12 protein-coding genes are annotated in these 14,811 nt (G+C 57.5%); 3 read left to right on the forward strand and 9 right to left on the reverse strand.

Going from position 1 to position 14,811, the window contains the following annotated elements; translation table 11 throughout:
* Positions 1–136 precede the first annotated feature (136 nt).
* On the reverse strand, positions 137–2,113 hold the full coding sequence (gene htpG / locus V6C07_RS05225; RefSeq protein ID WP_333535307.1) for a molecular chaperone HtpG: 1,977 nt from the start codon (positions 2,111–2,113) through the stop codon (positions 137–139).
* Positions 2,114–2,354: 241 nt separating this feature from the next.
* Between htpG and V6C07_RS05230 the strand changes: the two genes are divergently transcribed.
* The 3 genes from V6C07_RS05230 to V6C07_RS05240 all read left to right on the forward strand — a co-directional run bounded on the left by V6C07_RS05230 (position 2,355) and on the right by V6C07_RS05240 (position 5,463).
* On the forward strand, positions 2,355–3,671 hold the full coding sequence (locus tag V6C07_RS05230) for a cytochrome ubiquinol oxidase subunit I (RefSeq protein WP_333535308.1): 1,317 nt from the start codon (positions 2,355–2,357) through the stop codon (positions 3,669–3,671).
* A gap of 2 nt (positions 3,672–3,673) precedes the next feature.
* Complete coding sequence (gene cydB, locus V6C07_RS05235; protein WP_333535309.1) at positions 3,674–4,699, forward strand: cytochrome d ubiquinol oxidase subunit II; 1,026 nt, start codon at positions 3,674–3,676, stop codon at positions 4,697–4,699.
* 407 nt (positions 4,700–5,106) lie between these two features.
* On the forward strand, positions 5,107–5,463 hold the full coding sequence (locus V6C07_RS05240; protein ID WP_333535310.1) for a hypothetical protein: 357 nt from the start codon (positions 5,107–5,109) through the stop codon (positions 5,461–5,463).
* A gap of 365 nt (positions 5,464–5,828) precedes the next feature.
* Here V6C07_RS05240 and lepA read toward each other — a convergent pair whose 3' ends face one another.
* The 8 genes from lepA to V6C07_RS05280 form a co-directional block, all read right to left on the reverse strand.
* Positions 5,829–7,634: a translation elongation factor 4 gene (lepA, locus tag V6C07_RS05245; protein WP_333535311.1), complete on the reverse strand. Its 1,806-nt coding sequence runs from the start codon at positions 7,632–7,634 to the stop codon at positions 5,829–5,831.
* Positions 7,635–8,395: 761 nt separating this feature from the next.
* Complete coding sequence (locus V6C07_RS05250) at positions 8,396–8,800, reverse strand: F0F1 ATP synthase subunit epsilon (RefSeq protein WP_333535312.1); 405 nt, start codon at positions 8,798–8,800, stop codon at positions 8,396–8,398.
* A gap of 90 nt (positions 8,801–8,890) precedes the next feature.
* Positions 8,891–10,312, reverse strand: coding sequence for a F0F1 ATP synthase subunit beta (gene atpD, locus V6C07_RS05255; RefSeq protein WP_333535313.1), 1,422 nt, complete (start codon positions 10,310–10,312; stop codon positions 8,891–8,893).
* An 11-nt stretch (positions 10,313–10,323) separates the two neighbouring features.
* Positions 10,324–11,208 (reverse strand): F0F1 ATP synthase subunit gamma, encoded by an 885-nt coding sequence (locus tag V6C07_RS05260; RefSeq protein WP_333535314.1) that lies wholly within the window; start codon positions 11,206–11,208, stop codon positions 10,324–10,326.
* A gap of 26 nt (positions 11,209–11,234) precedes the next feature.
* Positions 11,235–12,743 (reverse strand): F0F1 ATP synthase subunit alpha, encoded by a 1,509-nt coding sequence (gene atpA, locus V6C07_RS05265; protein WP_333535315.1) that lies wholly within the window; start codon positions 12,741–12,743, stop codon positions 11,235–11,237.
* Between the two features lie 3 nt (positions 12,744–12,746).
* Positions 12,747–13,298 carry an ATP synthase F1 subunit delta gene (atpH, locus tag V6C07_RS05270; protein ID WP_333535316.1) on the reverse strand — a complete coding sequence of 184 codons (552 nt, stop codon included), beginning with the start codon at positions 13,296–13,298 and terminating at the stop codon, positions 12,747–12,749.
* Complete coding sequence (locus V6C07_RS05275) at positions 13,295–13,876, reverse strand: ATP synthase F0 subunit B (RefSeq protein WP_333535317.1); 582 nt, start codon at positions 13,874–13,876, stop codon at positions 13,295–13,297. Before V6C07_RS05275 ends, atpH begins: the two co-directional genes overlap by 4 nt.
* A gap of 102 nt (positions 13,877–13,978) precedes the next feature.
* Complete coding sequence (locus V6C07_RS05280) at positions 13,979–14,398, reverse strand: ATP synthase F0 subunit B (protein WP_333535318.1); 420 nt, start codon at positions 14,396–14,398, stop codon at positions 13,979–13,981.
* Positions 14,399–14,811 lie beyond the last annotated feature (413 nt).

A 14,811-nucleotide genomic window follows, 5' to 3' on the forward strand; every position in this document is an offset into this window, starting at 1 on the left:
GCAGCCGCCAGAGCAATTTCAAAGTGAAATTGCTCTGATCCAGATAAAGGTTTTGGCGGGTGGGGGTGTGGGGGAGGGACCCTTTTGCAAAAGGGTCCCTCCCCCACAAAGCATTTCAATCGGCTGCCATGCCACGCTATATCTTGCGTACCTCGGTGTACCAGGCAGCGGCCTCTTCCAGCAGTTTGCCGGTGCGGGCGGCCAGGGCCTGCGGGTCCTTGAGGTAGCCGTCCAGCAGCAGGCTGGCGTCAAAAAGGCTCTGGGTCATTTCGGCCAGCACCCTGTCATCGGTGTCAGCCTTGAACATGCGCAGCATGCTGCGCAGCAGGGGATGATCGCGGTTGACCTCCAGCACTTTGACCGGCAGGGAGTCGTCCTTCTGCATAACCTTGAGCAGTTTTTCCATGGACGAGGACAGGCCGCCGTCGGGTGATACGAGCACGGCAGGACTGTCGGCCAGGCGGTGCGAAACGCGCACATCCGTTACCTTGTCGTCAAGAATCTGTTTCATGCGGGCCAGCAGGCCGTCAAAGCTGGTCGTGTCTTCGTCCGAAAGGGGCGCGGCGGCCTCGCGGGCCGGGCTTTCCTTGTCGGTGAAGTCCTTGAGGGCGTCGTCGGCCGCGTTTTCCACGGACTTGAAGTCCCATTCCTTGTAGCGGCCAAGGCCGTCCATAACGAATTCGTCAATGGGTTCATAAAGGTAAAGAACCTCTATACCCTTCTGGCGAAAACGCTCCATATGCGGATTCAGGCGCGCGGCCTCACGGTTGGGCGCGGCCACATACCAGAAGGTCTTTTGCCCTTCGGGCGCGCGGCCCATGTATTCGTCCAGACTGGTCAGGGCTTCGGCGTCGGCCAGGGCGGAAGAATTGAAGCGCAGCAGGGCGGTGACCCGCTCGCGGTTGGCAAAGTCGTGATAGCCGAGCTTGAAGACCTTGCCGTGCAGGCGCCAGAAGGCCGCGTATTTTTCCGCGTCATTTTTTGCCAGTTTTTCAAGATGGGCGAGGGTCTGCTTGACGATGACCTGATTGATCTTGCGCAGAACCACGTTTTCCTGAAGCGTTTCGCGCGAGATGTTCAGGGGCAGGTCTTCAGTGTCCACAACACCCTTGAGAAAAGCCAGATATTCGGGGATCAGCTCTTTGTTGCGGTGCTGGATCAGCACACGGCGGGCGTAGAGGTCCAGCCCCCAGAAGTCCCGGTCCGCGCCGAAAAAGTCCTGGGCGCTGTCGGGGATGAAAAAGAGGGCGCTGAACTGCACGGGAGCGTCGACGGAAAAATGCAGCACATCCAGCGGATCTTTGCTGTCATAGGTAAGGGCCTTGTAAAAGGCCGCATACTGTTCCTGCGTGACGGAGAACCTGGGTTCGCGCCACAGGGCGGGTTGGGTGTTGACCTGTTCGCCGTCTACAAGGACAGGAAAAGGCACAAAGCCCGAATGCTTGCGGATGGCCGATTCCACCCGGAATTTTTCAAGAAATTCCACGGCATCGTCCTTGAGCCATGCCGTGATGACTGTGCCGCGTCGGGGTTCGTCGCCTTCCGCAGCCGTTACCGTGTAGGTTCCCAGGCCGTCGCTGGTCCAGGTGTGGGCGGCGCTGTCTTCGCCAAAGGCCGGGCGCGAGGTCACGGTCACTTTTTCAGCCACCATAAAGACCGAATAAAAGCCCACGCCGAAGCGCCCGATGATGTTGGCGGCATCGGCCTCGGCGTTTTGCTCTTCGTCCGCGGCATCGCCCTTGCCGTTGGCGGATTTTGCCTTGGCGGCATTTTCGGCCTCGATATCGGCCAGAAACTGCTCGGAACCGGATTTGGCTATGGTTCCCAGGTTTTCCGCCAGTTCATCCGCGGTCATGCCCAGGCCCGTATCGGCAATGGTGATGGTTTTTGCGTCTTTGTCGAGTGAAATGCGTATTTCCAGCGGCAGTTCGGGCAGACGGGGACTTTCGCCCCGATTGATGCGAAAGCGCAGTTTGTCCAGCGCGTCCGAAGCGTTGGAAATAAGTTCACGCAAAAAAATTTCCCGGTTGGTATAGAGGGAGTTGGTCAGAATATGTAAAACCTTACGCACCTCTGCACGAAACTGGCGGGGTTTCCTATCAGCCTCTGCCATGACAAACCTCCTGAAAAGCGATATCCTTGCAGGTAATACCGCTTTTTGATTTTTCAAGGGGCGTGGCGGCTGCGAGGCAAAAAAATTGCAGCCCGGTGAAGCCTTTTGCCGTTGGACAAAAAAAGCCAAAGGGCAGAAAGTCACGTTTGGCAGTATGTTATGAACGTATCAATATTCATAATCACTTGCCTTTCTTTATTGGAAATAGTAAATCGCGGTAAGGATATCCAAGGAGGGCCTAATGGACGTCGTAATGCTTTCGCGTCTGCAATTCGCTGTGGCCGTGTTTTTTCATTTTGTTTTCGTGCCTCTCACGCTGGGCCTCTCGGTAATTATTGCCTGGATGGAAACCCGCTATGTGCGGACCGGGGACGAATTCTGGAAAAAACAGACCAAATTCTGGGGAAAACTTTTTGTCATTAACTTTACCTTGGGCGTGGTGACCGGGATTACGCTGGAATTCCAGTTCGGCACCAACTGGTCAAGGTATTCTGAATATGTGGGCGACATTTTCGGCTCGCTGCTTGCCATTGAGGCCACGGTGGCCTTTTTTCTCGAGTCCACGTTTCTGGCGGTCTGGCACTTCGGCTGGAACCGTGTGGGCAAAAAGCTGCACCTTGCATCCATTTGGCTTGTGGCTATCGCGGGCAATATTTCCGCGCTCTGGATCATTCTCGCCAACGGTTTCATGCAGAATCCCGTGGGTTACTACATCAACGAAGCCAACAATCGTGCCGAACTTTCAAGCTTTTATGATGTGGTCACCAATCCTTACGCCTGGGGCATGTACGCGCATACCGTCATAGCCTCGTGGGCGCTCGGCGGCTTCTTTGTGCTGGGCGTTTCGGCCTGGCATCTGCTGCGCAAGAGCAATACCGAATTTTTCAGCCGCTCTTTCAGGATGGTGGCGCCCTTTACCCTGATCTTTGTGCTGCTGCTGGCCCTTTCGGGCGACCAGCAGGGAAAGACTGTGGCAAAGTACCAGCCGGCCAAGCTGGCCGCCATGGAAGCGCACTGGGAAACACAGTCCAATGTGCCTTTCTATCTGCTGGTGTGGCCTGACCCGGAAAACGAAACCAATACCGTGCAGGCCATCGGCATTCCCGGTCTGCTGAGCTGGATCGCCTTTGACAACGTAAACGCCGAAGTAAAGGGCCTCAAGGCTTTTGCCAAGGAAGACCGGCCTCCGGTAATGCCCGTATTTCTGACATTCCGCACGATGGTGGCCCTGGCGGGCATATTCCTGGTGCTTTCGGCGTGGGCGTTTTTTCAGCGCAAGAAGGAAAATCCCAACCCGCTGCTGCTCAGGCTGCTGGTGTACAACATTCCCCTGCCCTACATCGGCCTGATGGTGGGCTGGGCCGTTACCGAAATCGGGCGCCAGCCCTGGATAGTCTATAATCTCATGCGCACCACAGATGCCGTTTCTCCCATACCGGCCGACAATGTGGTCATTTCGCTGGCGGCTTTTATCGGCGTATACTCGCTGCTCGGCATTCTGGACATCTATCTGCTGCGCAAATTTGCCATCAAGGGCCCGGACGCCCAGGAGGTGTAGCCATGCTGGAAACAACCTGGTTTGTGCTGTGGGCATTGTTGTGGGCCGTATACTTTATTCTGGACGGTTTTGACCTGGGCATGGGGTCTTTGTTGCCCTTTCTGGGTAAAGACGAAAACGAGCGCCGCATCATGTACAATGCCGCCGGGCCGTTCTGGGACGGCAATGAAGTGTGGCTTATTGCCGCCGGCGGCGTGACCTTTGCGGCGTTTCCCAAGGCGTATGCGGTCATGTTCAGCGCACTGTACGCGCCGCTGCTGCTTTTGCTCTTCGCCCTGATCTTCCGGGCGGTGTCTTTCGAGTTTCGCAGCAAGGTGGAGCACACCGCGTGGCGCAGCCTGTGGGACGGCGTGCACTTTGTCGCCAACCTCGTACCCTGCATCCTGCTGGGTGTGGCCTTTGCCAACCTGTTCATGGGCATTCCCGTGGACGCTCAGGGCGTGTACCACGGCAATCTTCTGGGGCTGCTCAATGTGTACGGTCTGGCGGGCGGAGTGTTTTTCCTCTGCATGTTCGTGCTGCACGGGGCCTTGTGGCTGTCCATAAAAAGCCGGGGCGAACTGCAGATCCGCGCGGTGGCGACGGCCAGCTTTGTGTGGCCCATCATGCTGGTGCTGCTGGTGGCCTTTCTTATCCTTACGGCGTTTTACACCAAGCTGTATGATAACTACCTGGCTATGCCCGCGCTGCTTGTCCTGCCGCTGGTGGCCCTTGCGGGCCTGATCGGCGCGCGCATCATGCTGCATGCGGGCAAGTTGTGGATGGCCTGGGGCTTCAGCGCCCTCTTCATTCTGGGCGTCACCTTCTTCGGCGTTATGGGCATGTATCCGGGCATGATCATTTCCTCCATTGACCCGGCCGCCACTGTAACGGCCTTTAACGGCGCTTCAAGCCAGCTTACGCTCAAGATCATGCTGGGCGTGGCGCTTGTGATGGTTCCCATCGTGCTGCTGTACCAGTTCTGGATGTACCGGCTGTTCTCCGCGCCGGTGCTGCCCAAGGATCTGGACGATGATCACGCCTATTAGAGCAGATTAACTTTGAGAATATACATTCTCAAAGTTTAAGGCACGCTCACTTCGGCGTTTAACCGCGCAGATAAACTGCGCTTACGCCTCCGTAGCGAACGTCTGCTCACGCAGCCGTCCGAGCAATTTAAAAGTTAAATTGCTCTAAGGCCGCTGCGCTGGAAACCGCCGCGGCGGCATCCGACGATTGAAACAAGGCCGCGCCCTTTGGGGCGCGGCCTTGTGCATTATAAAGAAAAAGAGGAAGGTTGGAACATGAGTATTTTGAAATGCTTTGTGGCCTTGATGGTTCAATCCAGCAGGTACGAACCGTTCCTTGCTCGCTGAGATGCCGGACTGAACCCCGGAAAATGGGAGCGCATGGGACGCAAAAGGCATGAGTGAGGAACGGTGTTGGCGGAGGAAATATGAAGAAGACAGCAATGACCTTGTGGCGTCGGATGCAGTCAGGACGGGCCGGGAAAGAATCCGGCTCTGTGACGGCAGTAAAGGCAAGAACCGGGAGATTGTGGCCGGCACTGGCCCTGTGTCTTGCCCTTGCCCTCTGCCTTGGCGCTTGCGCGCCGCGCGAACATCGGCCTCTGACATTTGAAGAACAGCAGGACCTTGAAGCCTACAGGCAGTGCAAACGCGAAGCCACATCGATGAATCCTGAATGGCGGGGCGACACGAGCTACTTTCCGTGGCGGGCCTACTTTGACATGTGCATGCGGCGTATGGGCGTGAGCAATGAGCGGATGCGGCATATGCGCATCTGGATATAGCGTGTTTCCGGCCTGTCATTCTGCCCGAAAATCGAGTTCGGCTGAATAAAGAGCAAGTCTGCACTCTCGCGTAACGTCAGGGCATGTGAGTTTTTTTCAAAGATCACAGGCCCTGATTATGCAAAGGTTTTAGGGGGAGGGGGCGTGGGGGAGGAGACCCTTTTTCAAAAGGGTCCCTCCCTCACAAACTATTTCAACCCATTCAACCTTCTCAGCCTTAGAGCAGATTAACTTTGAAAATGTACATTCTCAAAGTTTAAAACACGCTCGCTTCGGCGTTTAACCGCGCAAATAAATTGCGCTTACGCCTTCGCGGCGGGCGTCTGCTCGCGCAGCCGCCAGAGCAATTTCAAAGTGAAATTGCTCTAGTCATCGCCCACCTTGAGGGCCGCCAGAAATGCCTCCTGCGGCAGTTCCACGTTGCCCATGCGCTTCATGCGGCGTTTGCCTTCTTTCTGCTTTTCCAGCAGTTTGCGCTTACGGCTGATGTCGCCGCCGTAGCATTTGGCGGTCACGTCCTTGCGGAAGGCAGAGACAGTTTCGCGGGCAATGATTTTCTGGCCGATGGCCGCCTGAATGGCGACCTGGAAAAGCTGACGCGGGATGGTGCGCTTGAGCTTGAGGGCCAGCCCCCGGCCGTAGGTATAGGCGCGGTCGCGGTGTACAATGACGGCCAGGGCGTCAACGGGTTCGCCGTTGAGCATGATGTCCAGACGCACCAGATCTGAAGCGCGGTAGTCCAGCGGATGATAATCCATAGAAGCGTATCCGCGTGTGGCGGACTTGAGCCGGTCAAAGAAATCATAAACAATTTCGGCAAAGGGCAGTTCGTAGGTAACCACCACGCGATTGGCTGCAAGATAGTGCAGGTTTTTTTGCGTGCCGCGCTTTTCTTCGCAAAGCTTCATGACGTTGCCCACGTATTCGTTGGGCACATGAATATCCATGCTCACGTACGGCTCGTAAAGAGTATCTATTTTGGTGGGGTCGGGCAGGTGGCTGGGGTTGTCGATCTCCAGCGTTTTGCCGTCCATTGTTTCCACTTTGTAGACCACGGAAGGCGCGGTGGCGATAAGCCCCACCTCAAATTCACGTTCCAGGCGCTCCTGAATGATTTCCATATGCAGGAGGCCCAGAAAGCCGCAACGGAAGCCAAAGCCAAGAGCCTGCGATGTTTCCGGCTCGTAGGAAAAGGCGGCGTCGTTGAGCTGAAGTTTTTCCAGAGCAGCCTTGAGGTTTTCATAATCATCAGATTCAGTGGGATAAAGCCCACAGAAAACCATGGCCTTCACTTCCTTGAAGCCGGGAACTGCCGTATCGGCCGGGCGGTTGGCATGGGTGATGGTGTCGCCCACGCGGGCATCGCCCAGCTCCTTGATGGAGCCGCAGAGAAAACCCACTTCTCCGGCGAAAAGCTCTTTAACGTCGGTCGGCTCCGGTGAAAAAACGCCCAGGCGCAGCACTTCGTATTCCTTGTCGGTGCTCATGAGGCGCACGGTGTCGCCCTTGCGCACGCTGCCGTCCATAATGCGGAAAAGCACCACAACACCCTGGTAGCTGTCATACCAGGAGTCAAAAATAAGCGCCTTGAGCGGAGCCGCCCTGTCCCCTTTGGGGGCAGGCAGGTGGTGCACGATGGCTTCCAGCACGGCGTCCACGCCCATGCCTGTTTTGGCGGATACGGGGAGAGCCTGGGAGCAGTCAAGGCCGATGCTTTCTTCAATTTCAGCCTTGACGCGCTCAACCTCGGCACTGGGCAGGTCGATCTTGTTGAGCACGGGGATGACTTCGTGATCGTGATCCAGAGCCAGATAAACGTTTGCCAGTGTCTGTGCTTCCACGCCCTGGGTAGCGTCCACCACAAGAAGCGCGCCTTCGCAGGCAGCCAGCGAGCGCGAGACTTCATAATTGAAGTCCACGTGGCCGGGAGTGTCGATGAGATTCAGCTCATATTCCTGACCATCGGCGGCGATATAGGGAATGCGCACGGTCTGGGCCTTGATGGTGATGCCGCGTTCGCGCTCAAGGTCCATTCTGTCAAGATATTGCTGCCGTGCGTCACGCTGGCTAACCACCTGGGTAAGCTCAAGAATGCGGTCGGCCAGGGTTGATTTGCCGTGGTCGATATGGGCAATAATGCAGAAATTGCGTATATTTTCTTGCTTTACCATGTGTTTTCCTGCGTAAAATCTGGTTGCGTAGCAGCATTGTATAGCTAAGATTTGTCATGAAGTCCATGCAAAGGCCAGTGGTTTCCCGGCGTGCCACTCAGGGACAAGGGAACAGCGATGGCCCTTGCGGGGCTGCTGTGGTCCGCGTTTGCACCCACGGTCCGGCCTGTTACGGTGTTCTGTAGCCACGTTTTGCTGTGGGTGTGGGGATTGCTTGATGGGCGCGGTTGCGGAAAAACCGTTGCCGCTGAGAGGGCTGAAGCGGTGGAGAGTTGTTGTCGCCGGTAATGTTGCCGCGGCGCTCCTCCGTTGCTTGAGGTCACGGAACGTATACCTGGGCTGGCAGCGCAGCGCTGGGGACGACGGTAGGCGCAGGGGCGTGCGTGTTGGCCTGTTCCCGCGTCAAAGGGGCCGCGTAAGGTATAAAAAATAAAAAAAGGCCGCGTGGCGCTTGCGCACCTCGCGGCCTTGTAGACTGAACAATAGAGCATGTAACACTTGAAATGCTCACTTGAGGCAGGCAAAGCCTGCCTGCTCGCATTTCGGGGCAAGAATTTTTCTGAAAATCCTTGCAGAGCAGTTAACTTATTTCATTCGTAAACTGTTCTAGAGCAATTTCACTTTGAAATTGCTCTAGCGGCTACGTGAGCAGTCGCCCGCCGCAAAGATGCAAGCGCAATTTACTTGCGCGGTTAAGCATCGAAGCGAGCGTGACTTAAACTTTGAGAATGTACATTCTCAAAATTAATCTGCTCTAGTGGTCAGCGCAGTTGGGCCATTTGCAGGCGGATCAAAGCCCGGTGCAAGGCCGCTTCGGCGCGGGCTACATCGGTCTGCTCGACATGGTCGGCAATGCGCCTTTCAGCGCGTTCCTTGGCGGCCATGGCTCTTGCGGTGTCTATATCCTGCGCCATTTCGGCGGATTCGGCCAGCACGGTGAGCACATCATTATTTACGTCGGCAAAGCCGCCGGAGATAAAAACATGCCCTTCCTTGCCGTCCGGCGTCTTGTAACGCAGGCCACCAGTCTTGAGAGCGGAGAGCAGGGAGACGTGCTTGGGCAGCACGCCGAATTCGCCTTCAATTCCGGGGCAGACGGCCATTTCAACTTCGCCGCTGACTACGGTTTTGTCCGGCGTCACCACTTCCAGTTGCAGTGTGCCCATAGGTACTCCTTCGCTCCTGTATGCCAGCTATGGCTGTCATGCGGCCTTGCCGCGTGGCCGGCCGCATGACAGGCGTTGCGGTCAACGCTCTTAGTTTTCTTCCTGCAGCTTGCGCTGCTCGTACTTGGCCACGGCCTGTTCGATACCGCCCAGCATGTAGAAGTCGCCTTCCGCCATGTGGTCATAGGCGCCGTCCAGAATGCCCTTGAAGCCCTTGATGGTGTCTTCAAGGTTCACGTACTGGCCGGGGGTGCCGGTAAAGGTTTCGGCCACGTGGAAGGGCTGGGACAGGAAGCGCTGGATGCGGCGCGCGCGCGCCACGGTGAGCTTGTCTTCGTCCGACAGTTCGTCCATGCCGAGAATGGCGATGATGTCCTGCAGTTCTTTGTACTTCTGCAGCACCATCTGCACACGCCGGGCCACCGCGTAGTGTTCTTCGCCAACCACGTCGGGGGCGAGAATGCGCGAGGTGGAGTCCAGCGGGTCCACGGCAGGGTAGATGCCCAGTTCCGCGATCTGACGGGAAAGCACGAGCGTTCCATCAAGGTGCGAGAACGTGGTGGCCGGGGCCGGGTCAGTCAAGTCGTCAGCGGGCACGTAAACGGCCTGCACGGACGTGATGGAGCCGGTATTGGTAGACGTGATGCGTTCCTGCAGCGAACCGAGGTCCGTGCCGAGGGTGGGCTGGTAGCCCACGGCCGAAGGCATGCGGCCCAGAAGGGCGGACACTTCGGAACCGGCCTGGGTAAAGCGGAATATGTTGTCGATGAAGAGGAGCACGTCCTGGTGCTCTTCATCACGGAAGTATTCCGCGCAGGCCAGAGCGGTAAGGGCCACGCGCGCGCGCGCTCCCGGAGGCTCGTTCATCTGCCCGTACACAAGGGTGGCGCGTTCCAGAACGCCCGCATCCTTGAGTTCGTGATAAAGGTCATTGCCTTCACGGGTGCGTTCGCCCACGCCCGCGAAAACCGAAGAGCCGCCGTGCTGCTTGGCGATGTTGTTGATCATCTCCATCAGAATAACGGTCTTGCCCACGCCGGCGCCGCCGAAGAGGCCCATCTTGCCGCCCTTGGGGAAGGGAACAAGCAGGTCCACGACCTTGATGCCGGTTTCCAGCAGTTCGACCTTGGTGTTCTGGTCGGTAAAGGCCGGAGCCGGGCGGTGAATGGGATAGTATTTTTCAGCGTTAATGGGTCCCAGTTCGTCCACGGGGCGGCCGATAACGTTGAGAATACGGCCCACGGAGGGTTTGCCCACAGGCACCATGATGGGCTGGCCGGTATCAACCGCGTCCATGCCGCGCACCAGACCTTCGGTGGCGTCCATTGCGATGGTGCGTACAACGTTGTCGCCCAGGTGCTGTGCCACTTCACAGATCAGTTCCGGGGCGTCGGTGTTGTTCGGGTTTTTGATCTCCAGGGCGGTGAAGATATTCGGCAGGTTGCCGTCGCTGAACTCAACGTCCACGACAGCGCCGATAACCTGGACGATTTTACCGATGTTTTTGCTCATTAGTTGGCTCCTTAACCCTTCAGCGCTTCAGCGCCGCCGACGATGTCGATGAGTTCGCTGGTGATGGAAGCCTGCCGCGTCTTGTTATAGAGCAGGGTCAGCATGTTGATCATTTCGTTACAGTTACGCGTGGCGTTGTCCATGGCAGCCATGCGGGCCGCATGTTCGCTGGCCGAAGTGTCCAGCATGCCTCGGTAGACCTGTACCTTGACGTAGCGGGGCAGAAGCTCCGCCAACAGCTTTTCTTCCTGCGGTTCATATACGTATTCGCAGCGCGGTTCTCCGGCTTCTTCGGCGATTTCCTCAGCCTCAGGCGTTTTGAGGGGCAAAAGGCAGAGGCTGCGCGGGGGCTGCTGCCCCATGGACACAAACTCGCCGTAGATCAGCCACACTTCGTCAAGGGCAAACGTTTCGTAGCCATGAATGACTTCCTTGGCTATGGAGTTCGCCAGGGCAAAATCTATGCTGCCCATGCGGTCAGCGTAGGCTTGCGTGATCTTGTAGCCGCACGACTTCGCGGCGTCGCGGCCTTTTTTGCCCATGCAGACAAAGCTTACCTCAAGACCTTCCGCGGTTTTCTCCCGGGCCAGCTTGAGCGCAGCGGCAATAATATTGCCGTTGAAGCTCCCGCAAAGGCCGCGGTCCGAGGTCACCAGCACAATGGCGCAATGCTTCTTTTCCTCATGCTCGGCCAGCAGGGGGTGGGCTGTGCCCTCCACCTTGCTCGACAGTTCGGCGAGCACGTCGCGGTATTTGGCCGCGTACGGTCTGAAGCGCTCGATGCGGGCCTGGGCGCCGCGCAGTTTCGCCGAGGCCACCATGTTCATGGCCTTGGTGATCTGCTTGGTCTTACCGACCCCCACGATCTTCATTTTTACGTCTTTGAGTGAAGGCATGCTTTTCTCCCGGATATTGGGGGCCCCTAGGCCGTCCAGCCCTGCTTGAAGGCGGCAATAGCCTCGGTAAGCGCTTTTTCCACAGCCTCGTCAATGACTTTCTTTTCTTTAATGGCGTCCAGCACGTCCTTCCTGGTGTCGCGCAGGAAGGTAAGCAGGGCGGCTTCAAAACGGCGGATGTCTTCCACCGGTACGTCATCCATGTGGCCGCGGGTGGCGGCGTAGATGGAGGCGACCTGTTCATTGGAAGGCATGGGCTGGTACTGGGGCTGCTTGAGCAGTTCCACCAGACGCGCGCCACGGTCGAGCTTGGCTTTGGTACCCTTGTCGAGGTCCGAACCGAACTGGGCAAAGGCCGCCAGTTCACGGTACTGGGCAAGGTCCAGACGCATGGTGCCCGCCACCTGCTTCATGGCCTTGATCTGGGCCGCGCCGCCAACGCGGGACACGGAAAGGCCCACGTTAATGGCCGGACGCACACCGGCGTTGAAGAGGTTGGGCTCAAGGTACACCTGACCGTCAGTGATGGAGATCACGTTGGTGGGGATGTACGCGGACACGTCGCCTGCCTGGGTTTCAATGATGGGCAGAGCCGTCAGGGAACCCGCGCCCAGGCTGTCGTTTACCTTGGCCGCGCGTTCGAGCAGGCGCGAGTGCAGGTAAAAGACGTCGCCGGGGAAGGCTTCACGTCCCGGAGGACGGCGGAGCAGCAGCGACATCTGGCGATAAGCCACGGCCTGCTTGGAAAGGTCATCATAAATGATGAGGGCGTGCTTGCCGCTGTCGCGGTAGTATTCCGCCATGGTGCAGCCCGTGTAGGCCGAGATGTACTGCAGCGGCGCGGGATCGGACGCGGTGGCGGAAATGATGGTGGTGTACTCGAGCGCGCCGTAGCGACGCAGCGTATCGGCCACCAGGGCCACCGAAGATTTCTTCTGGCCGATAGCCACGTAGAAGCAGTGGATGCCCGTTTCTTTCTGCGCCAGGATGGCGTCAATACAAACGGCGGTTTTGCCGGTCTGGCGGTCGCCGATGATCAGTTCGCGCTGACCGCGGCCAATAGGTGTCATGGCGTCAATGGCTTTCAGGCCCGTGGGCATGGGCTCATGCACGCTTTTGCGGGCAATGATGCCGGGAGCCTTGATTTCCACCGGGCGCACTTCTGCGGCATCGATGGGGCCGAGGCCGTCGATGGGCTCACCCAGGGGGTTGAGCACACGGCCCATAACGCCGTCGCCAACAGGCACGGAGAAGATCTTGCCGGTACGCTTGACCGGGTCGCCTTCTTTAATGCCCACATCCGAACCGAGCAGAGCGACACCCACGTTGTCCTCTTCAAGGTTGAGCACCATGCCCATGATACCGCCGGGGAATTCCAGCAGTTCCATCGACATGGCGTTCTGCACGCCGTAGACGCGGGCGATGCCGTCACCGACATAAAGCACTGTGCCGGTTTCGCTCATTTCTACGCGCTGCTCGTAGTTCTGGATTTGATCCTCAATGATCTTGCTTATCTCTTCCGCTTTGATCTGCATGTGCTATTCACCCCTCTTGAAAGTCTCCCGAAGGATACCCAATTGCGCGCGCAGACTTGCGTCCAGCACCCGGTCACCCATTTTGAGCACCATCCCCCCCAGTATGTCTTTGTCGACGGCAAAGGTAAGCTCAAGGGCTGTGCCGGTTTTCTTTTCCAGCGCTTCTTTGAGTTTGGCCTTTTTGTCGGCAGAAAGTTTTACTGCGGTGACGAGTTCGCCCCGGACAATGCCCTTGGCTTCGTCAAGCAGCTTGCCATACCAGGCGGAAATTTCGCGCAGAAAGGCGAGCCTTTCTTTGTCTGCCAGCAAAAAGCAGAAGCTGCGCATCGTCTGGTCGGCCTTGAGCTTGCCCAGCAGTTTGTCAAGAACCGCCTTTTTTTCTTCCACGCCGATCACGGGACTTTTAAGGGTCATGTCAAGTCCGGGCGCGGCGGCAAGCGCTTCGCCGAGAGCGGCAAGGCATTCACCGCGCGAGCTCAGGGCGTTGTCCCCATCCTTCTTGCCCAACGCAAAGATGGCGTTGGCGTACCTGCGTGCAACCACGGTGTCGATCAATGGAGCACCACCTTTTTAAGGGAGTTGGCGATAAGCGTGTCGTGGGCCTCGGCATTGAGCTTTCCGCTCAGGGCCTTTTCGGCGGCGTCCACGATTTCGTCGGCAATGACGGCGCGCACTTCGGCAAGTACCGTGCGGCCTTCATTTTCAGCGGTCATGCGCGCCTGCTCCACAATTTGCGCCGCCTGACGGTGCGCCTCTTCCACAATGCCCGCTTTCAGGTTTTCGGCCTGTTTGCGGCTTTCGGCCAGAATGGCTTCGCGCTCTTCGTTGAGGCGGGCAATGCGCGACTCAACAGCGGCCAACTGTTCCTTGGCCCTGGCGCGACGTTCTTCCAGGCTGTCCAGTGCTCCTCCGATGGTCTCGCGGCGATTCCTGAAGAAGCGCTTGGCAAGCCCGCCGACAAAGTACCAGAGGATGCCCGCAAAGATCACGAAGTTGAGCACGCGCCAGCCGAAGTCGCCCCAGCGCGGCGCCTCATGCCCTTCGGAAGCGAGCGCTCCCACAGGTATGAGAACAATCGCGGCAAAGGCTAGAACGAGCGGCAGGATATAACCCGCGTGTTTCCATTTGCTCAAAGCCCACCCCCTCTGTTCGAGAATATGCAATAGCGTAGACTGTGCCTAAAGAAACCGAATCGCCCGGGGGCGTTCGGCAGGTACCGAAAAAAGCGCGAAAAACTAGCCCTTGATGAGCTTTGCGGCCAGGCGCGAAGAAAAGTCGCTCACCTGATTGCGCAGATCGTCAAGGGTCTTGGCGGCCTGTTCCCGCAATGCTTCGCGGGTTTCGGCAATAATGTCGCGGGCGTTTTTCTGGGCTTCGCCCACAAGGGCCTGCTGCTGCTCCAGCCCTGCGGCGCGGCCTTCCTCACGGGTAAGGCCGGCGTCCTGGCGGGCGCGGGTCAGTTCAGCCTCGTAGGCGGTCAGGCGTTCAGCCGCCTGATACTCAAAGGACTCGGCCTCTTCGGCCATGCCGTCCATGATGCCGTTGCGCTTTTTGATGATATCGCGGATGGGGCGGATAAGGAGGATGTTGAGCACATAGATGGCGATCAGAAAGTTCACCAGCTGAAAGGCCATTGTGATGTTAAGGTCCAGCATGCCGCATCCTCCCGAATGATGACGGATTGAAGGAATGAAAAAAACATTAAGCCCTTGCAACATATCTGCTTGGGCATGTTCTGTCAAAGGGTATTGGTGACAAATTTCGCAAACTCCAGAATTTTTTTTAAAATATATATAAAATACAGCGTGTTAAAAAACAGGTCATTATGGCCCATTGGGGCGTTTGCGCGTGTGGGCAGGGCGGCAGGCCACAGGCCGCAGGGGCGGGTGAGCCAGCCGATGACGCCAGGAAAGGCGCATTTCACTGTTCAGGCGCATGGCTGCTCATGAAAGAAAACACTTGCGGTAAATAGCGATATAAATCAAACTGATTGGTTGATCAGACAAGTATCCATTGCCCCTGGCGGAATCCTTGTGCCCCGAGCCAGTCCGCAGCCTCATCGGCCGCG

The organism is Desulfovibrio sp. 1214_IL3152, assembly GCF_036763055.1.
Taxonomy (GTDB): Bacteria; Desulfobacterota; Desulfovibrionia; order Desulfovibrionales; family Desulfovibrionaceae; genus Desulfovibrio.

Bases quoted from the DNA above. Each gene is read 5' to 3' on its own strand.
- cydB (WP_333535309.1), top strand. From the start codon at position 3,674: ATGCTGGAAACAACCTGGTTTGTGCTGTGGGCATTGTTGTGGGCCGTA.
- htpG (WP_333535307.1), bottom strand. From the start codon at position 2,113: ATGGCAGAGGCTGATAGGAAACCCCGCCAGTTTCGTGCAGAGGTGCGT.
- V6C07_RS05250 (WP_333535312.1), bottom strand. From the start codon at position 8,800: ATGGGCACACTGCAACTGGAAGTGGTGACGCCGGACAAAACCGTAGTC.
- V6C07_RS05260 (WP_333535314.1), bottom strand. From the start codon at position 11,208: ATGCCTTCACTCAAAGACGTAAAAATGAAGATCGTGGGGGTCGGTAAG.
- V6C07_RS05230 (WP_333535308.1), top strand. From the start codon at position 2,355: ATGGACGTCGTAATGCTTTCGCGTCTGCAATTCGCTGTGGCCGTGTTT.
- V6C07_RS05280 (WP_333535318.1), bottom strand. From the start codon at position 14,398: ATGCTGGACCTTAACATCACAATGGCCTTTCAGCTGGTGAACTTTCTG.
- atpA (WP_333535315.1), bottom strand. From the start codon at position 12,743: ATGCAGATCAAAGCGGAAGAGATAAGCAAGATCATTGAGGATCAAATC.
- lepA (WP_333535311.1), bottom strand. From the start codon at position 7,634: ATGGTAAAGCAAGAAAATATACGCAATTTCTGCATTATTGCCCATATC.
- atpD (WP_333535313.1), bottom strand. From the start codon at position 10,312: ATGAGCAAAAACATCGGTAAAATCGTCCAGGTTATCGGCGCTGTCGTG.
- V6C07_RS05240 (WP_333535310.1), top strand. From the start codon at position 5,107: ATGAAGAAGACAGCAATGACCTTGTGGCGTCGGATGCAGTCAGGACGG.